General features: G+C 57.0%; 22 protein-coding genes. 15 read left to right on the forward strand and 7 right to left on the reverse strand.

Annotation, left to right across the window (positions count from 1 at the left end; genetic code table 11):
• The first annotated feature begins 5 nt into the window (after positions 1-5).
• The 10 genes from ACFPM8_RS01475 (at position 6) to gloA (ending at position 10388) form a co-directional block, all read left to right on the forward strand.
• Positions 6-785, forward strand: a complete 780-nt coding sequence (locus ACFPM8_RS01475; RefSeq protein ID WP_378994224.1) for a molybdopterin-dependent oxidoreductase — start codon at positions 6-8, stop codon at positions 783-785.
• A 79-nt stretch (positions 786-864) separates the two neighbouring features.
• Complete coding sequence (locus ACFPM8_RS01480; protein WP_378994226.1) at positions 865-1152, forward strand: pentapeptide MXKDX repeat protein; 288 nt, start codon at positions 865-867, stop codon at positions 1150-1152.
• A gap of 156 nt (positions 1153-1308) precedes the next feature.
• Entirely contained in the window at positions 1309-2190 is an 882-nt protein-coding gene (locus tag ACFPM8_RS01485) for an HlyC/CorC family transporter (protein ID WP_378994228.1), read from the forward strand.
• A 235-nt stretch (positions 2191-2425) separates the two neighbouring features.
• Positions 2426-3985: an apolipoprotein N-acyltransferase gene (gene lnt / locus ACFPM8_RS01490; protein WP_378994230.1), complete on the forward strand. Its 1560-nt coding sequence runs from the start codon at positions 2426-2428 to the stop codon at positions 3983-3985.
• Positions 3986-4117: 132 nt separating this feature from the next.
• The gene (gene glyQ / locus ACFPM8_RS01495) at positions 4118-5101 is read left to right on the forward strand and encodes a glycine--tRNA ligase subunit alpha (protein WP_378994232.1); all 984 of its coding nucleotides are present in this window, start codon (positions 4118-4120) and stop codon (positions 5099-5101) included.
• Positions 5098-7206: a glycine--tRNA ligase subunit beta gene (gene glyS / locus ACFPM8_RS01500; RefSeq protein WP_378994233.1), complete on the forward strand. Its 2109-nt coding sequence runs from the start codon at positions 5098-5100 to the stop codon at positions 7204-7206. The genes glyQ and glyS overlap by 4 nt, the downstream gene beginning before the upstream one ends.
• Positions 7207-7373: 167 nt before the next feature.
• The gene (gmhB, locus tag ACFPM8_RS01505) at positions 7374-7931 is read left to right on the forward strand and encodes a D-glycero-beta-D-manno-heptose 1,7-bisphosphate 7-phosphatase (RefSeq protein WP_378994235.1); all 558 of its coding nucleotides are present in this window, start codon (positions 7374-7376) and stop codon (positions 7929-7931) included.
• A 288-nt stretch (positions 7932-8219) separates the two neighbouring features.
• Positions 8220-8960: a lysophospholipid acyltransferase family protein gene (locus ACFPM8_RS01510; protein WP_378994237.1), complete on the forward strand. Its 741-nt coding sequence runs from the start codon at positions 8220-8222 to the stop codon at positions 8958-8960.
• 21 nt (positions 8961-8981) lie between these two features.
• Positions 8982-9890: a M48 family metallopeptidase gene (locus ACFPM8_RS01515; protein ID WP_378994239.1), complete on the forward strand. Its 909-nt coding sequence runs from the start codon at positions 8982-8984 to the stop codon at positions 9888-9890.
• A gap of 87 nt (positions 9891-9977) precedes the next feature.
• Positions 9978-10388: a lactoylglutathione lyase gene (gloA, locus tag ACFPM8_RS01520; protein ID WP_378994240.1), complete on the forward strand. Its 411-nt coding sequence runs from the start codon at positions 9978-9980 to the stop codon at positions 10386-10388.
• Between the two features lie 56 nt (positions 10389-10444).
• Here the strand turns inward: gloA and ACFPM8_RS01525 are convergent, their stop codons facing one another.
• The 5 genes from ACFPM8_RS01525 to ACFPM8_RS01545 all read right to left on the reverse strand — a co-directional run bounded on the left by ACFPM8_RS01525 (position 10445) and on the right by ACFPM8_RS01545 (position 18565).
• Positions 10445-12301, reverse strand: coding sequence for an alpha/beta fold hydrolase (locus tag ACFPM8_RS01525; protein ID WP_378994242.1), 1857 nt, complete (start codon positions 12299-12301; stop codon positions 10445-10447).
• A gap of 357 nt (positions 12302-12658) precedes the next feature.
• The gene (gene rsmA / locus ACFPM8_RS01530) at positions 12659-13444 is read right to left on the reverse strand and encodes a 16S rRNA (adenine(1518)-N(6)/adenine(1519)-N(6))-dimethyltransferase RsmA (RefSeq protein ID WP_378994244.1); all 786 of its coding nucleotides are present in this window, start codon (positions 13442-13444) and stop codon (positions 12659-12661) included.
• A gap of 323 nt (positions 13445-13767) precedes the next feature.
• Positions 13768-14832: a 4-hydroxythreonine-4-phosphate dehydrogenase PdxA gene (gene pdxA / locus ACFPM8_RS01535; RefSeq protein ID WP_378994246.1), complete on the reverse strand. Its 1065-nt coding sequence runs from the start codon at positions 14830-14832 to the stop codon at positions 13768-13770.
• 41 nt (positions 14833-14873) lie between these two features.
• Positions 14874-16295: a peptidylprolyl isomerase gene (locus ACFPM8_RS01540; RefSeq protein ID WP_378994248.1), complete on the reverse strand. Its 1422-nt coding sequence runs from the start codon at positions 16293-16295 to the stop codon at positions 14874-14876.
• Positions 16296-16330: 35 nt separating this feature from the next.
• Entirely contained in the window at positions 16331-18565 is a 2235-nt protein-coding gene (locus tag ACFPM8_RS01545) for an LPS-assembly protein LptD (protein ID WP_378994250.1), read from the reverse strand.
• Between the two features lie 300 nt (positions 18566-18865).
• Here ACFPM8_RS01545 and ACFPM8_RS01550 point away from each other — a divergent pair, with 300 nt between their 5' ends.
• From ACFPM8_RS01550 to wecB, 5 genes are all read left to right on the forward strand, one after another.
• On the forward strand, positions 18866-19903 hold the full coding sequence (locus tag ACFPM8_RS01550) for an aminoglycoside phosphotransferase family protein (protein ID WP_378994252.1): 1038 nt from the start codon (positions 18866-18868) through the stop codon (positions 19901-19903).
• A gap of 18 nt (positions 19904-19921) precedes the next feature.
• The gene (gene murU / locus ACFPM8_RS01555) at positions 19922-20623 is read left to right on the forward strand and encodes an N-acetylmuramate alpha-1-phosphate uridylyltransferase MurU (RefSeq protein WP_378994254.1); all 702 of its coding nucleotides are present in this window, start codon (positions 19922-19924) and stop codon (positions 20621-20623) included.
• A gap of 40 nt (positions 20624-20663) precedes the next feature.
• Positions 20664-21998 (forward strand): Xaa-Pro aminopeptidase, encoded by a 1335-nt coding sequence (gene pepP / locus ACFPM8_RS01560; RefSeq protein ID WP_378994256.1) that lies wholly within the window; start codon positions 20664-20666, stop codon positions 21996-21998.
• A complete protein-coding gene (locus ACFPM8_RS01565; protein ID WP_378994258.1) occupies positions 21995-23170 on the forward strand; it encodes a UbiH/UbiF/VisC/COQ6 family ubiquinone biosynthesis hydroxylase in 1176 nt (391 codons plus the stop codon). Before pepP ends, ACFPM8_RS01565 begins: the two co-directional genes overlap by 4 nt.
• A gap of 159 nt (positions 23171-23329) precedes the next feature.
• Positions 23330-24502, forward strand: coding sequence for a non-hydrolyzing UDP-N-acetylglucosamine 2-epimerase (gene wecB / locus ACFPM8_RS01570; protein ID WP_378994260.1), 1173 nt, complete (start codon positions 23330-23332; stop codon positions 24500-24502).
• Positions 24503-24574: 72 nt separating this feature from the next.
• Here wecB and ACFPM8_RS01575 read toward each other — a convergent pair whose 3' ends face one another.
• Positions 24575-26221 (reverse strand): DUF2334 domain-containing protein, encoded by a 1647-nt coding sequence (locus tag ACFPM8_RS01575; protein WP_378994262.1) that lies wholly within the window; start codon positions 26219-26221, stop codon positions 24575-24577.
• The gene (locus tag ACFPM8_RS01580) at positions 26218-26469 is read right to left on the reverse strand and encodes a hypothetical protein (RefSeq protein WP_378994264.1); all 252 of its coding nucleotides are present in this window, start codon (positions 26467-26469) and stop codon (positions 26218-26220) included. The genes ACFPM8_RS01575 and ACFPM8_RS01580 overlap by 4 nt, the downstream gene beginning before the upstream one ends.
• Positions 26470-26895 lie beyond the last annotated feature (426 nt).

The raw sequence follows: 26895 nt of genomic DNA on the forward strand, positions 1-26895 counted from the left end.
CGGTCATGTTCAAGAAACATCATCCATTGACATCGCAACTCGACACCGAGTCGATCTTGAAAGATGCCCGGCGCGAACTGGCAATGCCGTCGCGCCGCCTGTTCGGCAAGCGCGCACTCACTCTTGGCGGACTGGCGCTGCTCACCGGCTGCAATATCACCGATGAGCCCTCGGTCAATCGCATGCTGGAAAAGATTTCGCGGATGAACGACGGCGTGCAGGGCTGGCTGTTCGATCCCAACCGGCTGGCGCCGACTTATACCGAAGCCGAGATCACCCGGCCGTTTCCGTTCAACGCGTTCTATGGCATCGAAGAAGTGCCCGAAATCGATGCCGCCGACTATCAGCTGGAAATCAGCGGCCTGGTGACCGACAAGCACGCCTGGACCCTGGACGAATTGCACCGCATGCCGCAGAACGAGCAGATTACGCGCCACATCTGCGTCGAAGGATGGAGCGCCATCGGACGTTGGGGCGGCGTGCCGTTTGCTTATTTCCTGAAGCGGATCGGGGCCGACCTGAGCGCCAAATATATCGATTTCCAATGTGGCGACGATTACCGCACCAGCATCGACATGGCGACCGCCTTGCATCCGCAAACTCAGCTGACCTTGACCTATGACGGCCAGATTTTGCCTCCGAAATACGGCTTCCCGATGAAATTGCGGATGCCGACCAAGCTCGGCTATAAAAATCCCAAACACATCGTTTCTATCGAAGTTACGAATAAATACCCCGGCGGTTACTGGGAAGACCAGGGGTATAACTGGTTCGGCGGTGCTTGAAGGCTGGCTCTCAAACCAGCCGGACGGTATTCGCTGAGTTCTATGGCACTTCCGCCATTTTTTTACTTGGAGATTAAAAATGAAGAAAAGCTTTTCAACCCTGTTAGTTGCATGTCTGATGTTGGCCGGTACTAGCGTATATGCGCAAGATGCCATGAAAAAAGACGATATGGCGAAAGACGCGATGTCAAAAGATGCGATGAAAAAAGACGACATGTCAAAAGACTCATCCGCCATGGGACACGATGAAAAGCCAAAGTCGAAAACCCACAAAATGCATAAAAAAGGAGGCCACGTGGGCAAAGATGCAATGGGAAAAAGCGACATGGACAAGGACGGCATGGCAAAAGACGAAATGAAGAAATAATTGTCGCCTTGGTAAAATTGCGGGTAATGCTGTCAGGCATTACTCGCTTTTTGCGCCAATATGACGCCGCTGAAACATGCGTTTCGCCGTCCTGTCACATATTTGTTGTATCCTATTGCGATCCAAACAACGTCGAACCCACGGCTAACGCCCCATATGCAAGAGCACCCTAGTAGCGTCAAATCACTTGACGCTAAACCCCACCGGTCATTATTTGAACGCCTGACCGCACTGATTTCCCCCGAACCTGAAAATCGCGCCGAGCTGCTCGACGTGCTGCAAGATGCGCATGAGCGCAATCTGATCGATGCCGATGCGCTGTCGATGATCGAAGGCGTATTCCAGGTATCCGACTTGTCCGCGCGCGACATCATGATCCCGCGCTCGCAAATGGACATGATCGACATCACCAAACCGATCGAAGACTGGATGCCGGAAGTATTGTCGACCGCGCACTCGCGCTTTCCTGCCGTCGACGGCGAGCGCGACAAGGTGATCGGCATCCTGCTGGCCAAAGATCTGCTGCGCTACTACGCGGAAGACGCGTTCGACGTGCGCGACATGTTGCGGCCGGCAGTCTTTATCCCGGAATCGAAACGTCTCAACGTCTTGCTGCGCGACTTCCGCGCCAATCGCAATCATATGGCGATCGTGGTCGATGAATACGGCGGCGTAGCCGGCCTGATCACGATTGAAGATGTATTGGAGCAGATCGTCGGCGACATCGAGGACGAATACGACTTCGATGAAGAAGAAGACAATATCCTGGCAATCCGCGACGGCAACACCGGCCCGCGCTGGCGGGTCAAGGCACTGACCGAAATCGAACAATTCAACGAAACGCTGGCTACCAGCTTCTCCGATGAGGACGTCGATACCATCGGCGGCCTGGTCGCCAACCATCTGGGCCGGGTGCCGCGCAAGGGCGATGCATTCACAATCGACCAGGTGCGCTTTGAGGTGCTGCGCGCCGATGCCCGTCAGGTGCATGTGCTGCTGGTAGAGAAACTCAAGGATTTGCCGCCGGAAGAATCCTGAAGCAGCTTGCCTCTAAAAAGCTCTAAGAGCCTGTTCAAAATCTGTAGCGAGCGCCCGTCAGCGGGGTGAAGAGCAGCGCAGGAACCGGAATTTACTTCAGTAAATGAGGATTCCGAGCAGCGCATGAACCCCGATCACGGGCGCGCAGTAAGATTTTGAACAGGCTCTAAGACGTAGGTCGGAAAAGCGTAGCGCCTTCCGACCTACCGCACCTAAAAACAACATCGCTGCCGCCATGAGTTTTCGCTTTACATCGCTTCCCAAATTCCCCCTACTGCTAACGCTGGCCACCCTCACCGGCGGCGCCAACGCATTCGCCTTCGCGCCATTTGGTCTGTGGCCAATTCAACTGCTGACGTTGGCGCTGCTGATCTGGTGCTTGGCCCGCGTTGCAAGCGTCAAACAGGGCGCGCTGCTGGGCTGGGCTTACGCCGTCGGCTGGGCCTTGGGTGGCGTTAGCTGGATCTATATCAGCCTGCACGACTACGGCGGCATGCCGGCCTGGATTGCGGCACTGGCGGTCGCCTTGATGGCAGTTGCCGTGGCGCTGTACGCCAGCCTGGCTGCGGGACTGACAGTCTGGCTGCGGCAGCGCTGGGCGGCGTCGCCGCTGCTGCTGGCGTTAGTCATTTTCCCGGCCATATGGTGCTTGAGCGAATGGCTGCGCGGCTGGCTGTTTACCGGTTTTCCATGGCTGATTTCGGGTTACGCCCACAGCGCCAGTCCGCTGGCCGGCTTTGCGCCGCTGCTCGGGGTGTACGGGGTCGGCGCCCTGTCGGCCCTGATCGCCGGTTGCCTGGCCTTGCTGCCACGCTACAAGCTGCCGACCGCCGCCGCGCTGCTGGTGCTGCTGGCCGGACTTGGTTTGCACGGGATAGACTGGACCGCACCCAGCGGCCGGCCGATTTCAGTACGGCTGCTGCAAGGTAATGTGCCGCAGGAAATCAAGTTCGACCTCACCCATATCAACGACTCGCTGCGGCTTTACTACGACATGATCACGGCCGCGCCGGCGGATCTGATTGCGACGCCGGAAAGCGCAGTGCCGGTATTCCAGACCCAGTTGCCGCGGGACTATCTGCCGGCGCTGTCGAATTTTGCGCAGCAAAGCGGCAGCCATATCGGGCTTGGCATCCCGCTCGCCGACGGCCGCGACCGCTACACCAACAGCATGATCGGGCTGGCGCCGCACGCGGCAAACGACAGTCCCCAGCCGCCCTATCGTTACGATAAACAGCATCTGTTGCCGTTTGGCGAATTCATCCCGTTTGGCTTTCGCTGGTTTGTCGACCTGATGAACATCCCGCTCGGCGATTTCAATCGCGGTCCGAAGCTGCAGTCACCGTTCGCGGTGAAGGATCAATGGGTGCTGCCGAATATCTGTTACGAGGATTTGTTCGGTGAAGAAATTGCCGCGCAACTGGCGGCCGCACAAGCAACCGGCAAACCGGTACCGACCTTGTTGCTGAATATGTCCAATCTCGGCTGGTTCGGCAACACGATCGCATTGCCGCAACACTTGCAGGTTTCGCAAATGCGAGCCCTGGAAACCGGCCGCCCGATGCTGCGCGCGACCAATACCGGCGCCACCGCAGTCATCGATCCGCACGGCCGGGTGCTCGAACAATTGCCGCCGTTGACGCAAGCCACGCTGGCGATCTCGGTCCAAGGCTATAGCGGGACGACACCGTATATCGTGCTGGGCAACCGTTTAACGCTGGGGCTGGCGCTGCTGATGCTGGCCGGAGCCTGGCTGTGGAGCCGCAAACGCCGCGCGGATATGGCTGATCGTTAATTGCCGGCAACCTGCCTGAAGCAGGCCGAAGCGCACCTAAGCCCATCAAAACCCGCTAAAATCGCTGGTTTTAGCGAAACCACATTCCGCTTCTTCAGCAGGCATTTTGCCATAGGGAAAAGCGACAAAAAGATGCTTACATTTCAACAGATTATTCTCAAGCTGCAAAATTATTGGGATGCGCAAGGCTGCGCCCTGCTGCAACCTTATGACATGGAGGTCGGCGCCGGCACATCGCATACCGCCACCTTCCTGCGGGCGATCGGGCCCGAGCCCTGGCGCGCTGCGTATGTGCAGCCGTCGCGCCGCCCCAAGGATGGCCGCTACGGCGAGAATCCGAACCGGATGCAGCATTACTACCAATACCAGGTGGTGCTCAAACCGGCGCCGGAAAACATTCTCGACCTCTACCTCGGTTCGCTTGAAGCGCTCGGCCTGGATCTGAAACGCAACGACGTCCGCTTTGTCGAAGACGACTGGGAAAATCCGACGCTGGGGGCCTGGGGTCTCGGTTGGGAAGTCTGGCTGAACGGCATGGAAGTGACGCAGTTCACCTATTTCCAGCAAGTCGGCGGCCTCGATTGCAAGCCGGTGCTGGGCGAGATCACCTACGGTATCGAGCGGCTCGCGATGTATTTGCAAGGCGTTGAAAACGTCTACGATCTGGTATGGACCGAAACGGTCGAGAACGGCGTGACCAAGCGCCTCAGTTACGGCGATGTGTTCCACCAGAATGAAGTCGAGCAATCGACCTACAACTTTGAATACGCGGACACCGAATTTTTGTTCCCGCTGTTCAGCAACTATGAAACCCAAGCCAAGCGTTTGCTGGAAGTGCCGCTCGCGCTGCCGGCCTATGAAATGGTCCTGAAAGCGGCCCACACCTTCAATCTGCTGGATGCGCGCGGCGCGATCTCGGTCACTGAACGAGCCGCCTATATGGGCCGGATCCGCAATCTGTCGCGCGCAGTGGCGCAGGCGTATTACGATTCGCGCGCCAAGCTCGGCTTCCCGCTGTGGGAGATCAACGAGCAAAATGCCGATCTATTGTTAAAAGAATTTGGAGATGAATACATGGGGGCAGTCGCTCGCCGCGCAGGGGAGGAATTGGCATGAGCAATACCCTGTTAATCGAAATCTTCACCGAAGAACTGCCGCCGAAGGCGCTGGCAAAACTGGGCGAGGCCTTTGCCAATGGAATTTTCAACGGCTTGAAGGCACGCGACTTCCTGGATCAGGACGCGCTTGCCACCACCTACGCGACACCGCGCCGTCTGGCGGTGTCGATCAGCCACGTGCGCGCTACTTCGCTCGACAAAACCATGCGCGAAAAAGTGCTGCCGGTGTCGGTCGCGCTGAACGCCGAAGGCCAGCCGACAGCCCCGTTGCTCAAGAAACTGGCCGCGCTGGCAGCCGCCACCAACACCGATGCGATCACGCCGGCCCAGCTGGAACGCGCACCGGACGGCAAGGCCGAAAGCTTTTTCTATAGCTACACCGCCAAAGGCGTCGCGCTATCCAATGGCTTGCAAGTGGTGCTGGAAGAAGCCGTTGCCAAATTGCCGATCCCGAAACAGATGAGCTATCAACGTCAGCACGGTCACGCTGCCGGCACCACCGTCAATTTCGTGCGGCCGGCTCATGGCCTGATTGCGCTGCACGGCGAACACATCGTGCCGCTGACCTTGCTCGGACTGGATGCGGGACGCACCACCGGCGGCCATCGCTTCCTGTCGCAAGGCGAGGTCACGATTGCAAACGCCGACCGCTATGCGGAGACGCTCGCCAGTGAAGGCAAAGTGATTGCCAGCTTCGACCAGCGCAAGGAAAAAATCCGCAGCGCGTTGCTGACCAGTGCCGCCGACGATCAGGTATTGATGCCGGAAGCTTTGCTGGATGAAGTCACCGCACTGGTCGAATGGCCGGTGGTGTATGCCTGCAAGTTCGAGGATGCGTTCCTGGCGGTGCCGCAGGAATGCCTGATCCTGACCATGCAAACCAATCAAAAATATTTTGCGTTGACCGACAGCGCCGGCAAGCTGCGTTCGCGCTTTTTGATCGTGTCGAATCTGGCTACCGATGATCCGCACGACATCATCCAGGGCAATGAGCGCGTGGTACGCCCGCGGCTATCTGACGCCAAATTCTTCTTTGAACACGATCAGAAAAAGAAGCTGGCCGAACGCGTGCCGCTGCTGGCCAACGTCGTGTATCACAACAAGCTCGGCAACCAGTTGCAGCGCACCGAACGGGTCCAGGCACTGGCCGCCGCAATCGCCAAACTGCTGGGCACCGACATTGCGCTGGCCGAACGCGGCGCGCTGTTGGCCAAGGCCGATCTGCTGACCGACATGGTGGGCGAATTCCCCGAGCTGCAAGGCATCATGGGCACCTACTACGCACGTCACGACGGCGAAGCGGATGATATTGCGCAAGCCATCTCGGAACACTATCAACCGCGTTTTGCCGGCGATGCACTGCCTGCTACCGGCACCGGCACCGCAGTAGCGCTGGCCGACAAGCTGGAAACGCTGGTCGGCATCTGGGGCATCGGCCTGCAACCGACCGGCGACAAGGACCCGTTTGCATTGCGCCGTCACGCGCTGGGCGTGTTGCGCATGCTGCTGGAAAAACGGCTGCCGGTATCGCTGAATCAGTTGCTGAAAGACGCTGCGAAACAGTTTGCCGGCAATCCCAACTTCAAGGACCCTGGCAGCGATGTGCTGCCCTTCCTGTACGACCGCTTGCGCGGACTGCTGCGCGAACGCGGTTATTCTCAGAGCGAAATTGAAGCAGTGGTGGCGCAACAGCCGGACCGGCTCGACAACATCATCGAACGGCTCGACGCGGTACAAGCGTTTGCCGCCTTGCCCGAGGCCGAAGCACTGGCTGCCGCCAACAAGCGCATCACCAATATCCTGAAGAAGACCGATGGCGTCAGCAGCGACGTACAGCACGATCTGCTGCGCGATGCGGCGGAGCAGCAGCTGTTCTCGGCGATGCATGCGCTGAAACCGCAAGTCGATGCGGCTTTTGCCAAAGGCGATTTCAGCGGCGCATTGAAAGCGCTGGCGCAATTGCGGCAAAACGTCGATGCCTTCTTCAACGATGTGATGGTCATGGCGGAAGATGAGCAGTTGCGCAACAACCGGCTGGCGTTGCTATCGAATCTGCACGTGATGTTGAATCAGGTTGCGGATATTTCGAAGTTGGCAGCTTAACTTTCTGCTTAGCTCGTAGGGCGGATGAGCGCAGCGTTATCCGCCGTATTAGAGGCACCAAACGCGAGCAGAGAGACATCAAACGGTGGATAACGCTGCGCTCATCCACCCTACTGTGTTTTGCGCATTCTTAAATTGCTTGGACTCCGTCCCACAAAAAATAGACTATGAAGTTAATCATCCTCGACCGCGACGGCGTTATCAACCAGGACTCCGATGCCTTCATCAAGTCACCCGATGAATGGCAGCCGATCAGGGGCTCGCTGGAAGCGATAGCGCGCTTGAATCAGGCCGGCTATCGGGTGGTGGTGGCAACCAACCAGTCGGGCATTGCGCGCGGCTTGTTCGACATGCAGGCGCTGACCGCGATTCACCAGAAAATGAATAGCGCCGCGCAGTTGGTCGGGGCGGAAATCGATGCGATCTTCTTTTGCCCGCATGCCGCCGACGACAACTGCGATTGCCGCAAGCCCAAAGCAGGCATGTTTCACGACATCGCCCGACGCTTCGATATCAGCCTGCGCGGCGGCGTGGTGACGGTCGGCGATTCCCTGCGCGACTTGCAGGCTGGTTTTATAGCAGGCTGCGCGCCGTATCTGGTACTTACCGGCAAAGGCGAAAAAACCTGCGAAAAAGGCGGCCTGCCGCCCGGCACGCTGATTTACCCTGACCTGTCGGCAGCGGTCGATTTTATATTGAAGAAGCCGGTGGAACTGGCTGTTTAATCAGTTGAGGACAGAGTAATTCGGCACGCTGCGGTGCCTCGTAAACTCTGTCCCGCAAATAGTCAGCAAGAGCGTAGGGCGGATGAGCGTAGCGTTATCCGCCGTTTTATAAGTATCAAACATAGGTGGGGCATCAAGCGGTGGATAACGCTACGCTCATCCACCCTACTTGCTAATCAAATTTCGTAGCAATTTTGACGTCGTATCTAATTAGTTGTGGACAGAGTAATTCGGCACGCTGCGGCGCCTCTTAAACTCTGTCCCGCAAGTTAAGAAAATGGAGTTTGCATGTCACGTTTTTCCCTGTTTTTGCGTTCGCTGCTGTTCTTCCTGCTGATGACGGTGCTGACCGTAGTCTGGTCGATGGCCTGCATTTTGTTTGCCCCGCTGCCCTACGCCAAGCGCTATTACTGGACCTCGCGCTGGAACGTGATCGTGATCTGGATGGCCAAGGTCATCTGCGGCATCGACTACCAGGTCAGAGGCGCGGAAAACTTCCCGGATGCGCCAGCCATCGTCTTGTGCAAACATCAATCGGCATGGGAAACCATTTTCTTGCTGCCGATGACGCCGCGTCCCTTGGTGTTCGTATTCAAGAAATCGCTGACCTACATCCCGTTTTTCGGCTGGGGCATTGCACTGCTGCGAATGATCCCGATCAATCGCAGCAAAGGCCGCGACGCGTTCGCACAAGTGGTGGTGCAAGGCCGCAAGCGGCTGGCGGACGGCCAGTGGGTCATCATGTTCCCGGAAGGCACGCGGATTCCGGTCGGCCAGACCGGCAAGTACAAGCTCGGCGGCACCCGTCTGGCGGTAGAAACCAACACCCCGGTAATCCCGATCGCGGTCAATGCCGGCGAATGCTGGCCCAAGAATTCCTTCATCAAGAAACCTGGCCTGGTCACGGTCTCGATCGGCAAACCGATCGCTCCGGACGGTTTGACCAGCGTCGAATTGATGGGGCTGGTTGAAAACTGGATAGAATCCGAAATGCGGGTGCTTTCGCCTCATGCTTATGCCAAACGCTAAGAAAAACGAACATCGACGCCATTGAAATTACTGCAAAAAAATCCACCAACCCAACTACCGCTGCAACCAGCGTTGCAGCTGGATCTATTTGATGCCGGTACGGCGGCTAGCGTGCCCCGTACCGATCAGCCGACACCTGCAGCGGATCGACTGCCGGCCCTGCCGCCTGCCATTCCCCCGCTAGACAAGCCAGTACCTCTACCACCCGGCATGCGCCGCCTGATCATTGGCGAGCACGTACTCGATTACACCTTGTTGCGTTCCAAGCGGCGCTCGATCGGCTTCCTGATCAGCGACGACGGCCTGCGCGTCACCGCGCCCAAATGGGTCACGCTGGCGGAAATCGACAATGCCGTGCGTGAAAAGAAACGCTGGATTTTTACCAAATTGGGCGAATACCGGGACCGCTCGGCGCGCCGTCCGCAATCGCAGATGCAATGGAGCGATGGCGCCACCCTGCCCTATATGGGCAGCCAGATCACGTTGCGCATTCGCGCCACCCAGATGGTCGGAGTTCATTTTGATGCGGCGCTGGACGAGCTCACCGTCTGCCTGCCGGCCGATGCCAGCGAGCAGTATCTGAAAGATCGCGTGCTGGGCTGGCTGCACATGGAGGCCAGACGCGTATTCAGCGAACGGCTGCCGCTGTATGCGGCGAAGCTCGGCGTCAGCTACCGCTCGTTTGCACTGTCGTCGGCCGCCACGCAGTGGGGCTCCTGCACCTCCGACGGCAGGATACGTTTGAATTGGCGCCTGATACATTTTTCGCTGCCGCTGATCGATTATGTGATTGCGCACGAGTTGTCGCACCGGCGCGAAATGAACCACAGCCCGCGATTCTGGGCCACGGTACAATCGATTTTCCCCGAGTTTGAAACAGCCAGAAGAACCTTGCGCGACAGCGCGCAAGAAACGCTTCCGGTTTTCTAACGCTCGGCAGATTCATGCATTAAAACTGCGCAAGCATTACCGCGTAGCCGGAACAGATCCCTTCCCAACCAACAAGAGACCATCATCATGCGAATCCTCCACACCATGCTGCGCGTCGGCGACCTGCAACGTTCGATTGATTTTTACACCAAGGTGCTCGGCATGAAACTGCTGCGCACCAGCGACAATCCGGAATATAAATACACGCTGGCCTTCGTCGGCTACGGCAGCAACCCCGATCACGCCGAACTCGAACTGACCTATAACTACGGCGTCAGCAGCTACGACCACGGCACCGCCTTCGGCCATCTGGCGATCGCGGTGGAAGACGTCTACCAAGCCTGCAGCGACGTCAAGGCACAAGGCGGCAACGTCACCCGCGAAGCCGGTCCGGTCAAGGGCGGCACTACCGTTATCGCATTTGTACAAGATCCCGATGGCTACAAGATCGAATTGATCGAGCGCAAGCCGGGGCATTGGGGCGGCGTGACTTTGTAACGTAGGCGACCGCAATCCCATAACGGAAACGGCGCACAGCGCCGCTTCCTCCAACATCAGAATTTGATCGCGTTGCGGCGATACAAATCATGGATTTTCTGAATCACGCGTTGACGCTCTGCCTGTTCCGGGTCGGCGGTTTTAGGCTTCAGATTCCGTGACGACGGCACTGGGACATCAAGCGCCAGCGGCTTGCCATCGCAGTCCGTACGCCGCTCCGGCAACGCGCCGTTGAGCAGATAGTCGATCACCTTGCGATCCACGCAAGCCGTCTCGTGCGGATAAGAACCGTGCTGGTATTCATTCTTGACGAACACCAGGCTAGCCTTCGGCAAGGCATCGAAGGCCTTCATCGCCGGCTCGGTGGCGGTCTGACCGTCAAACTGGGTCTGCACCATCAACGGGCTAAAAGTATTGGCAATCGCCGTGATCGACGGCTTGCTGGTCGTTGGCTTGCTCCAGTGATTACACGGACTGGCTGTGACATTGCTGTTCGTACCTACCGGATAGTCGGCGGCATATTTGTTGCCCATGTTGAGCCAAAACCCTGGGTCCGTACTGATTCTCGGCGTGTCGTTGCATACAACGGTCTGAAATACGGCCGTTTCAGGAGGTAGCACCAGGGGTTTATTTTCATTCGGACCAACGCCCTTGCCTTTGTTCCTGAAATAGGGCTCGAGCATTCGTAGCGCCAAATAGCGCGCAGCCATTTCATCGTTTAAATTGGAATAGGCGTTGAAAGCCTGGCTGGACGTAAATGGATATGCCAGGACCAGTTGCTCGAGTTGTTCAATGTCGGCCTCCGGGTTAGCGTCGATTAATTGTTTCAGGCCGTTAGCAGCAGTGACCCTCATGACATTTCGATTGGCGATGTCCGGATCAGATAAGCTATCTCCTATTTCACCAATCAAGGCGCTCTTCAAATCCGGTTGCAGCGAATCGAGAACAGCGCGGGTGACGCCTGGGTTGTCGCCCAGATTAAAAATATCCGGATGACGAGCTGCATATTCACCCAAAATGTTATCGAATATGCGCTGCAAGGACGGTGGCTGCACCACGACACCGCCTTCGTCAAAAGTCGTAGCGGCAAAATTCATATTGCCGTCCAACACCATCCGGCCGACATGCTCAGGAAACAAGCCTGCATACCAGGCGCCTAGCCAGGTGCCATACGAAAAACCAAGGTAGTTCAGCTTATCGTCGCCGAGCACGGAGCGGATCATGTCCACATCGCGCGCCGTTTGCTCAGTGTTAATGTAAGCAACGATAGGATTTTTTTTACACGCGCTTGCAGTGAGTTCTGCGTTGTATCGCATCTTGCCGATATTCTCCGCGCTGCGGTCATCAATCTGATTGAACACTGGCTTCAGATATTCGTTTGATGCACAGTACAAGCGACTGCTGGCGCCAACGCCACGCGGAGAAAATCCGATCAGATCGTAGCGGTCACGCAGTGCGTTGGTCGCCTGGGTGTCGCTGTCATCGCTGGACGGTTTCTCCCACAAGTCGGCGAACATTGGGGCAAGTGCAATCCCGTCTCCACCCGGTCCTCCCGGATTAAACAAAATCGCACCGGCTCGCGCGGCTGGAGTACGCGCGTACACACGCACCACACCGATGGAAGCATCGCCTTTTGCCAGATTTGCGTAATCCAGAGGCACCCGGATATTGGCGCAGCTGGCGTATTCCTTCGGTTTGGGAACAGCATTGGGATTGTTGACAGGGTCGTAGCCAAAGACCGTTGCATCGCACTGCTGCCAATCTATCGATTGCTTCCGATAGGACTGCAGCGGATCTTCCGGTACGAGCGGGGGTTTTGGCGGGAAGTCATGGGAGTCTCCGCAAGCCGTCAATACGACAGAAGCAGAAAGGCTAGCCAGCGTTACTAAAATCTTGGATGGGAGTGGACGCATAAAGGAATTTGACGCCTATAGAAAAAGGAGAAATGGCAACTTTTGCCTAGAGATTTATTGATGCGCAGATAAAAATTATTAAAAGAACATTGATTACTGCACGATTAATAATAATTTAATAACACTCTAATCAAAAGAGAGACAAATCTGATTTTTCTATCCGAAATTTCTTGTACTCGATCACTCGGGGGGGAATTGAGTGTGAGATCGCGTGGCGGCAAAACTTGGAATGTGAAGTGCTTGTCCCAGATCATATTAATCGGGTACAAGCCGCGACATTAAGGCAGTATTTACTAGGGGCTGTCGCGTAGAGGAATATGAAATACTCCATTTGCGGGACATGCCCCACTCGACAAACTACTGGGCAGCAGGCGACTGCAATCGATTCGCCAACGCCACAAATTGCTCCATCGGCACTGCCTCTGGCCGTGCCTGCGGATCAACTCCAGCATCGATCAATTCGTTCTCGGTGAACATGCCGGACAGGCAATTGCGAATCACCTTGCGGCGCTGCGTGAACGCCTTGAGCACCACGTCTTCCAGCTTCTGCTGATCGCAAACCAGGGGCTGTGCAATCGGGATCATCCGCACGATTGCGGAGTCGACCCGCGGCGGCGGATCGAAGGCGGTCGGCGGCACGATGAACAGCAACTCCATGTGGTAACGCCATTGCAGCATCACCGACAGGCGGCCGAATGCCTTGCTGCCAGGCTCCGCCACCATCCGTTCCACCACTTCCTTTTGCAACATGAAATGCTGGTCCCGTACCTGTGGTGCGATCTGCGTCAGGTGGAACAACAACGGGCTGGAAATGTTGTACGGCAGATTGCCGACCACCCGCAACTTGCCGTCGCCGATCAGCGGAATACTGCCAAAGTCGAATTTCAGCGCATCTGCGGAATGCACATGCAGCCGGGCCGGATCGAAGGTCTTTTGCAAACGCGCCACCAGATCGCGATCCAGTTCAACCACATGCAATTGTTTCAGCGATTCCAGCAACAGGCGGGTCATGGCGGCCAGGCCGGGACCGATTTCGACCATATTGTCGTCAGCTTGCGGATCGATCGCGCGGATGATGTCGTACAACACGGCGTCATCGGTGAGGAAATTCTGGCCGAAGCGCTTGCGGGGGATGTGTTTCATGGCTTATTTACTAGTAGGGTGGATGGGCGCGGCCTTATTTATCAATTTTTCCACCGTCTGATGTTCCGCTTACGTTTGATACCTTTAAAACGGCGGATAACGCTGCGCTCATCCGCCCTACTTCTTGTTGCTGGTGCGGGTGACGCGTTGGTCGCATCACCAGAAAAATCTTCGGCATCACCGCCTGCGCTCCGTGGTCCGCGTAGGTCGGAAAAGCGCAGCGCCTTCCGACATCCGGTGCACCGCCGAAAAAAGCCAAGGGCTTGACCAGCTGGTGCGATTCTCGCCGTCGGAAAGCGCTACGCTTTTCCGACCTACATGACCTAGTCAGCCCAACGCACAGTCGCACGCACCATCTGCGCCGCGGCATTGAGCGCGGCAATCATGCTGCCGTGATCGGCGCGGCCCAAGCCGGCAGCGGCCAGATCCAGTGCGGTGCCATGATCGACCGAAGTACGAATAAACGGCAGGCCGAGCGTGATGTTGATGCCATGCCCGAAACTGGCGTACTTCAGTACCGGCAAACCCTGGTCGTGATACATCGCCAATACGCAATCGGCATCGGCCAGATATTTTTGCTGGAACAGCGTATCGGCCGGATAAGGACCGCTGACGGCTATGCCGCGCGCTTTGGCAGCTTGCAGCGCCGGGATGATGACATCGATTTCCTCGCGCCCAAGGTATCCGCCCTCGCCGGCATGCGGATTAAGGCCGGTGACCAATATGCGCGGCTGCTTCAGGCCGAACTTGTTCTGCAAATCGGCATGCAGGATATCGATGGTACGGCTCAGGCTGTCGAAGTTGATCGCCGCCGCCACATCCTTCAATGGCAAATGGGTGGTCGCCAGTGCCACTCGCAACGGCGGTGTGACCCGGTCCGTCGCCAACATCATGACGACTTGGGCGGTCGCGCTTTGTTCAGCCAGATATTCGGTATGGCCGGTGAACGGCACGCCGGCGTCATTGATCGTACTTTTTTGCAGCGGCGCCGTGACCATGCCGTCAAAGATCTTTTGCTGCGCGCCGTCGATCGCGATGTCCAGCATGCGCAACATCGCGCGCCCGTTGCGCGCATCCAGCAGGCCCGGTTTTACATGGGCGTCGAGCGCGCAATCGATGACCGCAATCCGGTCTTGCGGAAACTGCGGCAAGCCATTGTTGCGCAGCGCTTGTTGCGACAGTGCGACCAGCCGGATCTGCGGGTCGATCTCGGCTGCGATCATCGCCAGAAAAGCTGCATCGCCGATGAGCACGCTATTGATTTCGGCACGCAACTGCCAGGCCGCCTTGATCGAAACTTCCGGGCCGATACCGGCCGGTTCGCCACAGGTGACGGCCAGCACCGGACGCTGCCGCAGATTGGCGTCAACGGTGGATGGATCGGACATTTGCTGGCTCATAAGACGCGGCTGGGCACGGTATTCGATGCTCAATGTTCGTCGTTGCGATATTCGACGTAGGTGCGATCCCGCAGTTGACGCAGCCATTCGTTGCCCGCTTCTTCTTGCTTGCGCTCGCGAATTGCCTGCCGGGCAGCCTGATGCTGACGCTCCTTCGAGACGTCGTCGGACTTGCGCTCGACAACCTGTATCAGGTGATAACCAAAAGGCGATTCCACCGGATCGCTGATCTGACCAGGCTTCAAGGCATCCATGACACGTTCAAACTCAGGCACCGTATCGCCTGGATAGAGCCAACCGAGATCGCCGCCTTTGGAGGCCGATAAATCGTTCGAATACAATTTGGCCAGATCCTCGAATTTGGCGGCATTATGATCCAGGCGCTCTTTCAGTTCGAGCAGGCGACGCTTGGCCTCTGCTGCCGACACGGTCGGCGTGACCTTGATCAGGATATGTCTGGCGTGTGTCTGCTGGGTGGCTGTTGCCGCTGGTGTCTTGCTGCCGCTGCTTGCGCGCCGATCGACCAGCTTGACGATATGAAAGCCGTTGGAGCTCTTCAAAATTCCCGACACCTGCCCCGGTTTCAGATTCGCCACCGCTTCGACGAACATCGACGGCAAACGATCCTGCGCGCGCCAACCCATATCGCCGCCGGTCAAGGCATCGCTGGCATCGGAATAAGCTGCCGATACGGTGGCGAAGTTACCGCCGGACTTGATTTGCTGCATGGCTTCTTCGGCACGTTTGGCGCGTTGCGCAATTTGTTCGGCAGAAGCATTTTCGGGCACGCGAATCAGGATCTGGGCCAGATTGAGTTCCTGCGCAGTTTGTTTATTGCTATTTTCGGCGGCGATGTAATTATCGACCTCGGATTCGGAAATTTGAATCTTGTTGTCCACTTCGCGCTCGCGCAAACGCTGCAATAAAATCTCTTGCCGGATTTCTTCGCGGAAGGCCGGGAAAGCAATCTTGTCGTGCTCCAGCTGGCGACGGAAGTCCGCCATCGACAGTTTGTTCTGTTCCGCAATTCGACTAATCGCGCGGTCCAGCATGGTGTCGTCGACCGCAATGCCATATTCTTTCGCCAGTTGTACCTGGGCGCGCTCAAGAATCATCCGTTCCAACAATTGCTTTTGCAATTCCGCAGCGGGCGGCAACTCGACATTTTGACTGCGCAAACGTTGCATCACATCGTGCATGCGCATCGCCAATTCTTGCTGGGTAATCACGTCGGTATTCACTACCGCGACGATCGCATCGACAGTTTGCGGCGTCGCCTTGGCAGCATGCGACTCGGCCCGTGGCGCGGTCTTGGCAGGTGCAGTGCTGGGAGCGGCGATCGCCGGCGGTGTTGGCTGCGTCGGCGTGGCTTGCGCCCAGACGCTGGAGACGGTGGCGGACAGCAACGAAAAAACAATCGCAGCGAGTTGGGGATGATGGGCTTTACGCATATTTGGGAAAACGTTCATAGGTGAGAATGACGGGTTCAACGATTAAAGACCGTGTCGGGTTGATTGATATTCTGATAGCCAGGGATGCTGCTGCGCAGGACATTGATCGGATCGGAACCGATTTTGGACAAACCGTTCAATTCGAGTTGGAAGAAATATCCTGTAGTGGTGCGTTGCGACGATGTCGGTATCCGTTGAGCAACCATGCGGAAGACCCAGCAGTCGGCCTTGTACTCAAGTCCCAGCAAGCCTTCAATCGTTTTCTTTTCCTGCAAAGAATAGTTGGCCCGGCCAACGCCATACCAACGCTGCGCAATCGGCCATTGCGCGGACAAGTCGATTTGCTTCAGGTACTTTTTGTTCAAATCGAAGTTGGTATGGTCGAGTCGAAAGGCAAGATTGACGACTTTTTTCGGGGCCGGCTGAAAGCGGATAGTGGAGTTGGCGCGCACCCACTGCTGGTTACTCTGACTATATTGAACGGTGTTGTCGATACCGACAGCTGAAGTGAGTTGCCCCCCCGCCGACGCCAGCAAATCGGAGCGGCTGGTATTGATCGTATCGGCAGCGCCAAGTTTCACCCGCGGTTCGGTAAAGTAAAGCCGTTGACCGATACCCAAACGCAAGCGCTCCAGCCCGGATTCCTCGATAAAACGAGAAACAACCGCAGCGGTCAGCTGGTTGGCGTCGCTGATACGGTCATGGCCGACGTAGCGATTTTCATTGAAAATCTGCGCAAAGTTGAAATCCGCGGCACTGGTGTCGAACAGCGGAAACTGACTCTGGTCGTGGAACGGGGTGCGCACATAAAACAGCCGCGGCTCAAGCGTCTGCGTAATCGCATTGCCGAACAGTTTGGCATTCCGTTCAAAAATCAAACCGCTATCCACCGAAAAAGTCGGCAATACGCGACTGAAATCGTTGTGCGCACCCGGTTGGTTGTTGGCAATGTGATAGCTGGTGGCGTCGAATTGTATTTTCGGCGTCAGGAAATAGCCCGGACGAATGATCGGATACGAAAGCTGCGGATTGATGTAAATACGGTCGCCACCAAGCGGCAACAGCGCGCTTTGTTTGGATACCGGATCAAGCTCGCTATTCCAGAAGCGGGCGTATTCGGCATTCACTGTCCAGTCGAAACCGAAAATATCCTGCTTGGCGGCGGTAAAAGTCACCTGCGGCATACGGTCGTACGGGCGAGCAAGCAAGGGAGTGCCATTGACGTCAAAATCTTGCAGCACCTGGTAGCGGGACGCTTTCGCCACCACGCTCCAGAAAGAGCCGCCGTAAGTGAGATCCAGCTCCCGATTCAATAGCCGCTGCGAAGCTTGCGTCAGCGAATGCGAAAAATCATCGGGATATTGATCGTCCGATGCGACATTCACGTTCCAGTTCATGCTTAAACCGGGCGCCAGCGTCTGCGTATGAATCGACTGCACCGCATAACGATTGGTCTTGGTCAACCTGTCATCGGGCAAAAACTCAAGCTTGGTCTGGCCGCTATAAGTGGTGCCCAGATAGCGCGCGTCGGCGCCCATTTGCAAGCCGCGCTGCGTGATCAGATTCGGATAGAGCGTCAAATCGCGATTTGGGGCGATATTGAAATAGTAGGGAACGCTGAGCTCAAAACCACCCTTGTTGGTGGTGGCAAGAACCGGCGGCAATACGCCCGATCGGCGCTCGTCCGACAACGGGAACGACAAGCTCGGTGCGCCCAGGATCGGCACGCTCTTGAAATAAAGAATACCGTTGTGAGCGACTGCTTCGTCACCGCCGCTGTCGATGTCCAGCCTGCTCGACTTGATATACCAGTCGGGCTTGGTGCCGGGGCAGGTGGTGTAGGTGCCGGTGATGACTTTGGCATGCTCTTCATCTTCAAAGTCGATCTGCTCGGCACTGCCATGACCATCATTGGATTTAAACCTGAAAGTCGGCTTGGTAATAAACCCCTGCCCGGTATCCATGTTCAGCAGCAAGTCGTCGCCGGTATATTTGTCGCCATAGCGATTCATCCGTACGCAACCGTGCGCTTCCACTTCGTTTTCAATAATCCGGTAAGTCGCTTTGTCGGACTGGACCTCAGTCTGACCGCGCACCAGATCGACGTCGTTATCGAGATTGATAACGCGATCCGGACGACCGGTCATCTGCTCAGCCTGTACCGTAGTGGGGGCGTTGCTGTCATCGGCACGCGACGGCTTGGCCGACTGCGCCATCGCCCACATCGGCATCGACGCCGCTGCGACCACAGAGGCCACCAGAAGGGACATGCGTCGCACAGCCGGTAATTGAGGTAAACGTCCGCCTGACTGTAATTGCTTGGATAGCGCTGAGGAGGACCGGGTCATGAAATGAATTGGGCAAACACCATGGCAGGCGATTTTTTGAAATTAATCCCTTATTATATGGGAACTCACTACCAACAACTGTAGGGCACCTGTAAAAACCGTAGCGAGCGGCGCAAGGTCGGAGCAAGAAGCACAGCCGTACGGAGGTACGGCGAGCATCGCAGCTTCGAGATTGGGCCGCGTAGTAGGTTTTTAGAGACGCTCGTATTCCTGGATTGCTTGATGCCATTACCTAAGTCTGACCCTGCTGCACCCGATCTGCGCTTGACTCAAATACACGAATGGCTGGCCGCTCTGGACACCATTCCGACATTGCCGGCAACCATTCGCCCGGCTTCCGCCGATGCCAGTTTCAGGCGCTATTTCAGGATCGACGCCGCCGATGGCCGCACTTTGATCGTGATGGATGCGCCGCCACCGCAAGAGGACGTGCGGCCGTTCATCGAGATCGCCGGCCTGTTTGGCGCGGCCGGCCTGTCGGTGCCGCAGATCCTGGCGCAAGACGTGGAACGCGGCTTCCTGCTGCTGTCCGACCTCGGCTCCACGACCTATCTGCAGCAGTTAAACAATGACAACGCCCACCAGCTGTATATGGACGCCATCGACGCGCTGGTATTACTGCAAACCAAAAGCCAACCCGATGTACTGCCGGAGTACGACCGCGCATTTTTATTGCGGGAATTGCAAATTTTCCCGGAATGGTACCTGGCCAAGCATTTGAATGTGACGCTGACCGAGCAGCAGAATGCCGACCTCAACCAGGTATTCGATGCGCTACTGGCCAACAACCTGGCCCAGCCGCAAGTTTACGTACACCGCGATTATCATTCCCGCAACCTGATGGTGCTGCCAAGCGGCAATCCTGGTGTGCTGGATTTCCAGGGTGCGCTGTTCGGACCGATTACCTACGATCTGGTATCGCTGCTGCGCGACGTCTATATCCAGTGGGAAGAGGCACAAGTGCTGGACTGGGCGATCCGTTATTGGGAACGCGCCAAGCGCGCCGGCCTGCCGGTCAATCCCAATATTGACGCGTTCTACCGCGACTTTGAGTTCATGGGGCTGCAACGGCACCTGAAAATACTCGGCATTTTTGCGCGCCTGCATCACCGCGACGGCAAAGAGGCTTATCTGAAAGACATGCCGCTGGTGCTGGAATACGTCCGCAAAACCGCGCTGCGCTACCGCGAGCTGATTCCGCTGGTGCGTTTGCTGGACAAGCTGGAAGCGAAGACGCCGCAGGTTGGGTATACGTTCTAACTTTTAACCAATGCATCCATGAAAGCAATGATTCTTGCAGCCGGTCGCGGCGAGCGCATGCGCCCGCTGACCGATGCCACACCGAAACCGTTATTGAAAGTCCGCGGGCGCCCGTTGATCGTCTGGCACATCGTGAACCTGGTGCGTGCCGGGATTACCGAGATCGTCATCAACCACGCCCATCTGGGCCAGTTAATTGAAGATGCGATCGGCGACGGCAGCAAATTCGGCGCCACCATTGCCTACTCGGCAGAAGCCACCGCACTGGAAACCGCCGGCGGCATCGCCAATGCCCGCCACCTGCTCGGCGACGAACCGTTCGTCGCGATCGCAGGCGATATTTATTGCCCACATTTCGACTTTGAACAAGTCAAGAATACGCTGGAAGATAAAGACGTCTGGGGCAATCCCTACCCGCTCGACCAGCGCGATGTGGCCTGGCTGTATCTGGTCAAGAATCCGGCGCACAATTTGCAAGGTGATTTCGGCCTGCATAGTTTTTCGATCAGCAACGAAGGCCAGCCACGCCATACTTTCTCCGGCATCGGCGTCTATCGGCCGGCGATGTTCGACGCCATCGCTGCCGGTCAAACGGCCAAACTGGTGACGCTGCTGCGCGAATATGCCGCGCGCGGCCAGGTCGGCGGCGAAGTGTATCGCGGTGAATGGACCGACGTCGGCACCGTGGAACGCTTGAATCAGCTGAACGCACCACTGTAAAACTTCCAAGACAACCAATAACAATCAACCGGACGCCAGCATGACACCCTACAGCACACGACGCACCAAGCTAATCGCCCAGATGCAGGCCATGGGTGGCGGCGTCGCCATTATTTCGACCGCGCCGGAAGTAACGCGTAACGCCGACTCCGAATTTCCCTACCGTCACGACAGCAATTTCTATTACCTTTCCGGTTTTACCGAGCCGGATGCGGTGATCGTATTAGTCGCCGGCAAAAATCCTAAAGCCATCCTGTTTTGCCGCGAGAAAAACCTGGAACGCGAAATCTGGGACGGCTATCGTTTCGGCCCGGAAGCCGCGCGTGAGAAACTGCATTTCGACGCCGCATTCCCGATAGCCGCCATCGATACCGAAATGCCCAAGCTGCTAGCCGACACGCCTGCCATTTTTTACACGCTGGGCAGCAATCGCGACAGTCAGCTGCAAGACTGGCTCGCCAGCGTCCGCGCGCAATCTCGCGTCGGCGTCAGCGCGCCGGCTAGCATCCATAACGTCAATCTGTTGCTGGATGAAATGCGCTTATTCAAGGATGCCGGTGAAATCGCCATCATGCGGCGCTCCGGCCGGATCGCAGCGGAAGCCCATTGCCGCGCCATGCGTGCCGCTCGCCCCGGGCTGCGCGAGTACCAGCTGGAAGCGGAACTGCTGTATGAATTCCGCCATCAAGGCGCGCAATTTCCCGCCTACAACTCCATCGTCGCCGCCGGCAGCAATGCCTGCGTGCTGCATTACCGCGCCAGCGATACCGAATTGAAAGACGGCGACCTGGTATTGATCGATGCCGGCTGCGAACTCGATAGCTACGCTTCCGACATCACCCGCACCTTCCCCGCCAACGGCGTGTTCTCCGGTCCGCAAAAGGAACTGTATGAAATCGTGCTTGCAGCGCAAGCTGCGGCGCTTGCCGAGACCCGTCCCGGCAAGCGTTTCATCGACGGTCACGATGCCGCTGTCCGGGTGCTGGCGCAGGGCATGCTGGATACCGGCCTGCTCGACAAAAACAAAGTCGGCACGCTGGACGCCGTGATCGCCAACGGCGATTACCGGCAGTTTTACATGCATCGCACCGGGCACTGGATCGGCATGGATGTGCATGACGTCGGCGAATATCGCGAGCTGGCCGAAACCGTGCCGGAAGGCGACCAAAAGCCGTGGCGCAAGCTGCAGCCCGGCATGGTCACCACGGTCGAGCCCGGCATTTACGTGCGCCCGGCCGCAGGGGTGCCGGAGCAGTACTGGAACATCGGCATCCGCATCGAAGATGACATATTGATTACCGAAGACGGCCACGAAAATCTCACCAGCCATGTGCCGAGCGCCGTCGCCGACATTGAAGCACTGATGCGCAAATGAGCAAGTCTGTCATCTCGGCCGCCAGCGACACCGATGTCGATGTCGCCATCTGCGGCGCCGGCCCGGTCGGCCTGAGTCTGGCCGCGATGCTGGTCACACGCGGTGTAACGCCGTCCCGCATCGCGCTGATCGATGCCAAGACGATGCAACAGGCGAGCCACGACCCGCGCTCGCTGGCCTTGTCCTACGGCAGCCGCCAGATCCTGCAGGAAATCGGCGCATGGCCGCTGGCCGCCACCGCGATTCACCAGATCCACGTCTCGCGCCGCGGCCATTTCGGCCGCACGCTGATCGAGCGCGATGAATTCCAACTACCGGCGCTCGGCTATGTCACGCGCTACGGCACCCTGGTCACGGCGCTGGCAACGCTGCCGGCGCTGGCTGAAATCAAGCTGCTGCGGCCAGTTCAAGTCGGCGCCAGCAACGAACGCGACGAACGGGTGGAATTACAGTTGGCGGATGGCCGCATGCTGAGCAGCGCGCTGATGGTGCAGGCCGAAGGCGGCTTGTTCGGCGAGCAAAGCGAAAAGTCCTTGCGGCGCGATTACGAGCAAGTGGCGATCGTCGCCCATGTCAAGGCCAGCGCACCGATTGCGCACCGCGCATTCGAACGCTTCACCGACCAGGGACCGCTTGCGCTGCTGCCGCAGGATGACGCGCACGGCAATAATTACGCGCTGGTATGGTGTGTGCGGCCTGACACGGCGACCGCCTTGCTGGCGCTGGACGATGCCGCATTCCTGGCGGCGCTGGGGCAGGCCTTCGGCACCCGGCTCGGACGTTTTATCCAGACCACGCCACGCAACAGCTTCCCGCTCGGGTTGAATGCCCATCCGGCCGCATCGGCCAGGACAGTGGCGATCGGCAATGCGGCGCAAACACTGCACCCGGTCGCAGGCCAGGGGCTCAACCTGGGCTTGCGCGATGCCGCGGTGCTGGCCCGGCTGCTGGCACGGGCAGCGTCGCCGACGACGCTGCGACAGTTTGCCGACCTCAGGAAGACCGATCGCAGTTTGACGATTCGCTTGACCGATGTCATGGCGCGCATCTTTGCCAGTGCGCCGGACGGTGCTTTATCGCAAACCCTGCTGGGCTTATCGCTGGGATTGGTCGACGTGGTTAAACCGGCAAGACGGTTGCTGGCCGAACAGATGATGTTTGGGCGACGCTGACAGGACTCCCCGAAAGTACTTGACCGCGGCAAATCCCAGTGCTTAGATATCAGCAACATTTCCTGATACCTTTGCCCGGATTCGCAGCGCTGTGATTTGCGACAGCTCGCGAAGCTTCACCTGGCAAGACGATTCTTAATCTGAACAGTCGGGTGCGCCATGAAAATTCTCTCTGTTTTTGGAACACGTCCGGAAGCAATCAAGATGGCGCCGCTGGTGAAATCTCTCGCCGGCACCCCGGGCATCACTTCGGCGGTATGCGTCACCGGCCAGCATCGCAGCATGCTGCAACAGGTGCTCGACCTGTTTGAAATCAATGCCGATTACAAGCTCGATGTGATGACCTCGGACCAGACCTTAAATGGCCTTAGCTCTCGTTTATTTGCCGCGCTCGACCCGGTACTGGATGCGGTCAAACCGGATCGCGTGCTGGTGCACGGCGACACGACCACCGCGATGGTGAGCACCTTGGCGGCATTTCATCGACGCATACCGATCGCCCACGTCGAAGCCGGATTGCGGACCGGCGACCTGAGCCAGCCGTGGCCGGAAGAAATGAATCGACGCGTGGCGGATGCGATGTGCGATCTGCTGTTTGCCCCGACTGCAAGTTCCAAGATGAATCTCGCATCGGAAAATCTCGCCGGCCGCATCTTCGTGACCGGCAACACCGTGATTGACGCGCTACGCCTGACGACGGAGCGAATCAGCCGGGACGACCCATTGCGCCACCGTCTCGATCAACATTTCTCTTACCTGAGGAAGGATCGCAAATTGCTGCTGGTGACCGGGCACCGGCGCGAGAATTTCGGCGCGGGCTTCGCCAACATTTGCGCGGCGCTGGCCGAACTCTCGCGACGTCCCGATATACAGATCGTGTATCCGGTGCATCTGAATCCGAATGTGCAAGAACCGGTACTGGCGGCGCTGTCGCACCTGCCGAATGTGCATCTGATCGAACCGGTGGACTATCTGCTGTTTGTTTGGCTGATGCAGTGTGCTCATGTGATATTGACCGACTCCGGCGGCGTGCAGGAGGAAGCTCCATCGCTAGGCAAACCGGTATTGGTCATGCGCAACGTCACGGAGCGGCCGGAAGCGGTGGCCGCCGGCACGGTACAGTTGGTTGGCACCGATACAGCCCGGATAGTCGGGGCCGTCAACCGGCTTTACGACGATGACAGCGCCTGGTACGAATCCGGTCATCGCCGCAATCCGTATGGCGATGGTCTGGCGGCACAGCGCATCGTCGCGGCGCTGACGGGAGCCATCGTTGACGAATTCAGCGTTGAAACTCCCCTGCCGCCGGAACACGTCAAGCTCGCAACGTAAATCCAATAACGGGAAGCGAAATATTGCTGTCCACCAGCGAAATCAAATTCGCCTGGTGGACAGATGCACGACTTATGGAAGCGTGCTGGCATCAGCCCACGTGTACCCCAATCCCGTAATACCCTGAATTAAGCTCTGGAAATCCTTGTATCCCGGAACATTCAACGACGACTCCAGCCAGAATGGATGAAAGAAGAACGATGCGAATCCATCTCTTACCACCATCGCGTACTGGGCATTCAGATAAAGATCTTGCCACGTGTAGACAACATTTGAATACGGATCGATCGTGTGTATATCGTATTCAATATTCCCCAGATTTTCCGGCAAGACCCGCTGGCCGTAGTAATCCTTCTTGATGACATAAGGGAAAAACTGCCCGACTGCAAAATCCTTGCCTTGGGCCAGCGTAAAGTTAGGCGTGTCGGAGGTGTAATAAACGGCGCGCTGATAGGTCGTGTTGAACACTAGCGGAACAGCTCTCATACTCAGCGGTGAAGACTGATAATGCGGCGCCTCCCAGGCAAATGGCGTCGCGTAACCGTTAGTCTTGAATTCGGCCAAGCCGGCCTGCAGACGCGCCAATGCCCATGCGGTCGAATCTTCCGCCACCGGCGTATTTTGCACGGCATTCCAGAACTCGAAGTCATCGGCGCTGACCCCGGTATTCTTATTCCTCATCGAATCGTATTGATGGGTATACCCATGCATCAGGATTTTCCCGCCGCGCGCCAGCGCGTAATTCAATGCCCTCTTCAAATTCCCCGCTTGCGACATTGGCACCTCCTCCGCAATCCCGTTGTTGTAGACGCCGAGCGGGTCCATATAGTGCGGGATAGTCGCAATCGAAAATGGAATTTTCTTGCCGAGCATATAGTCGGTCAACGTTTTCACCGTGCTGTACGAGACCAATGCATCGACATCTTCCAGTCGCACCAGAGCTTTATGGCTTTCACCCTGGTTGTCGCCCACGATGTCGTGCAATATGTCGCACAGCACCAGATAGCGGTCGCGCGGCCCGATATATGACAATGGCAGGTCGGCGAAATACCAGAAATTGCCGGCGCGGACAATATACGGCGCCTGCTCGGAGGTTTTGCTATTGCTGATAGTGACCAACGCCTTGGCCTTGGCGGTGTCGATTATTTGCGTGATGCCGACGTCGGGATCGGCGTTCACAGTCCCGCTCGCAGCATCGTACGCATAGTACTTGAGCATCGACTTGCCCTTATAGGCCACAGTATCGAAGAAGCCTGGCGTCGGGTTGCTTGATGTGGGGGCTGCATTCAAACCTTTCAAGCCGTTAAAGCTGAAGCCGTAATGCACGTTGAAATTGTAGGTCGGGTTCCATGCCATCTGCCACAGGTTGTACTTGAACCAAACGACAGTGTTTTGCGTGGCAGAGACATCGTTAAGAAATGCGGCCGGAATCGGATTGTCATAATACGAACCCAAATAGAAAGTGGCTTGATATGAATTGAGCTTTCCGGCCGTATAGTTTTGTATCGGCACCAGATCAACGCTGCTGTCGAAGTGTCCAATCAAATTGCGCAGCATGATTGCGTAGGAAAGTCCCAGCTTCTCATAGGGGTCCGGGGACGGCGCATCGTACAGAATCAGTACTTTGATCGGTGGCGCCGCAACCTGCGCGACTGCCGGCGACGGGTTAAGCAAAAATAGCTCGGCGATCAATATAAAAATGGCTGCAATCTTTTTCATGACCGACCACCTTTCACATCTTCATCATCCATGGATTTACTTTTCTTGACGTCCCCCTTGTGATGGTGCCCGTGCCTGACCTTATCTCGTTCTTGATGCGACTCGCCCGGTTTAATCTCCGTGCTGGAAGCCGGCCGTGGCGGCGGGGCAATCTTGACATCCATAGCATTAATGGATGCAGAAAAACCGATAGCCGTACCCATGCAAGCCATGAGAATACACAGCAATATTTTTCGTCTTGATTTCATGATGTTCTCAGGTTGATGATGAATGCTTCAACGCCAATTTCACTTCACATTGGGCTGAAACGTTGAATCTTGTTGCTGCCGATGCGAACTTTTGATGTGGGATATGCCGGCCTGGAACGACATCGCTGAGGCACTTCGCGCACGTCAGGATAAAGAGGGGTCTGAACCGGCTTGCATGCGAGGTTTTTTTTGACAGCAACCATGATCCATCTCCCTAAAATGCAAATTCGGAATCAGGCAGAAAGTGCCTATTTTTCTCAAAGGCTGTGCTGAAAAGTATAGGCGAAAATGTCAATTTAACTAGGACTGGGTCCGGCATCAGCGTACGTAACCGCGGCTAGATCAAACACCCGAATTACTGTGGCATTGACCAGCCAGGGACGATGGGGAAGTACCCTACCGTGACATTGACCAGTCAGGGATGAT

The sequence above is a fragment of the Paraherbaspirillum soli genome, from assembly GCF_042654985.1.
Taxonomy (GTDB): domain Bacteria; phylum Pseudomonadota; class Gammaproteobacteria; order Burkholderiales; family Burkholderiaceae_D; genus Paraherbaspirillum; species Paraherbaspirillum soli.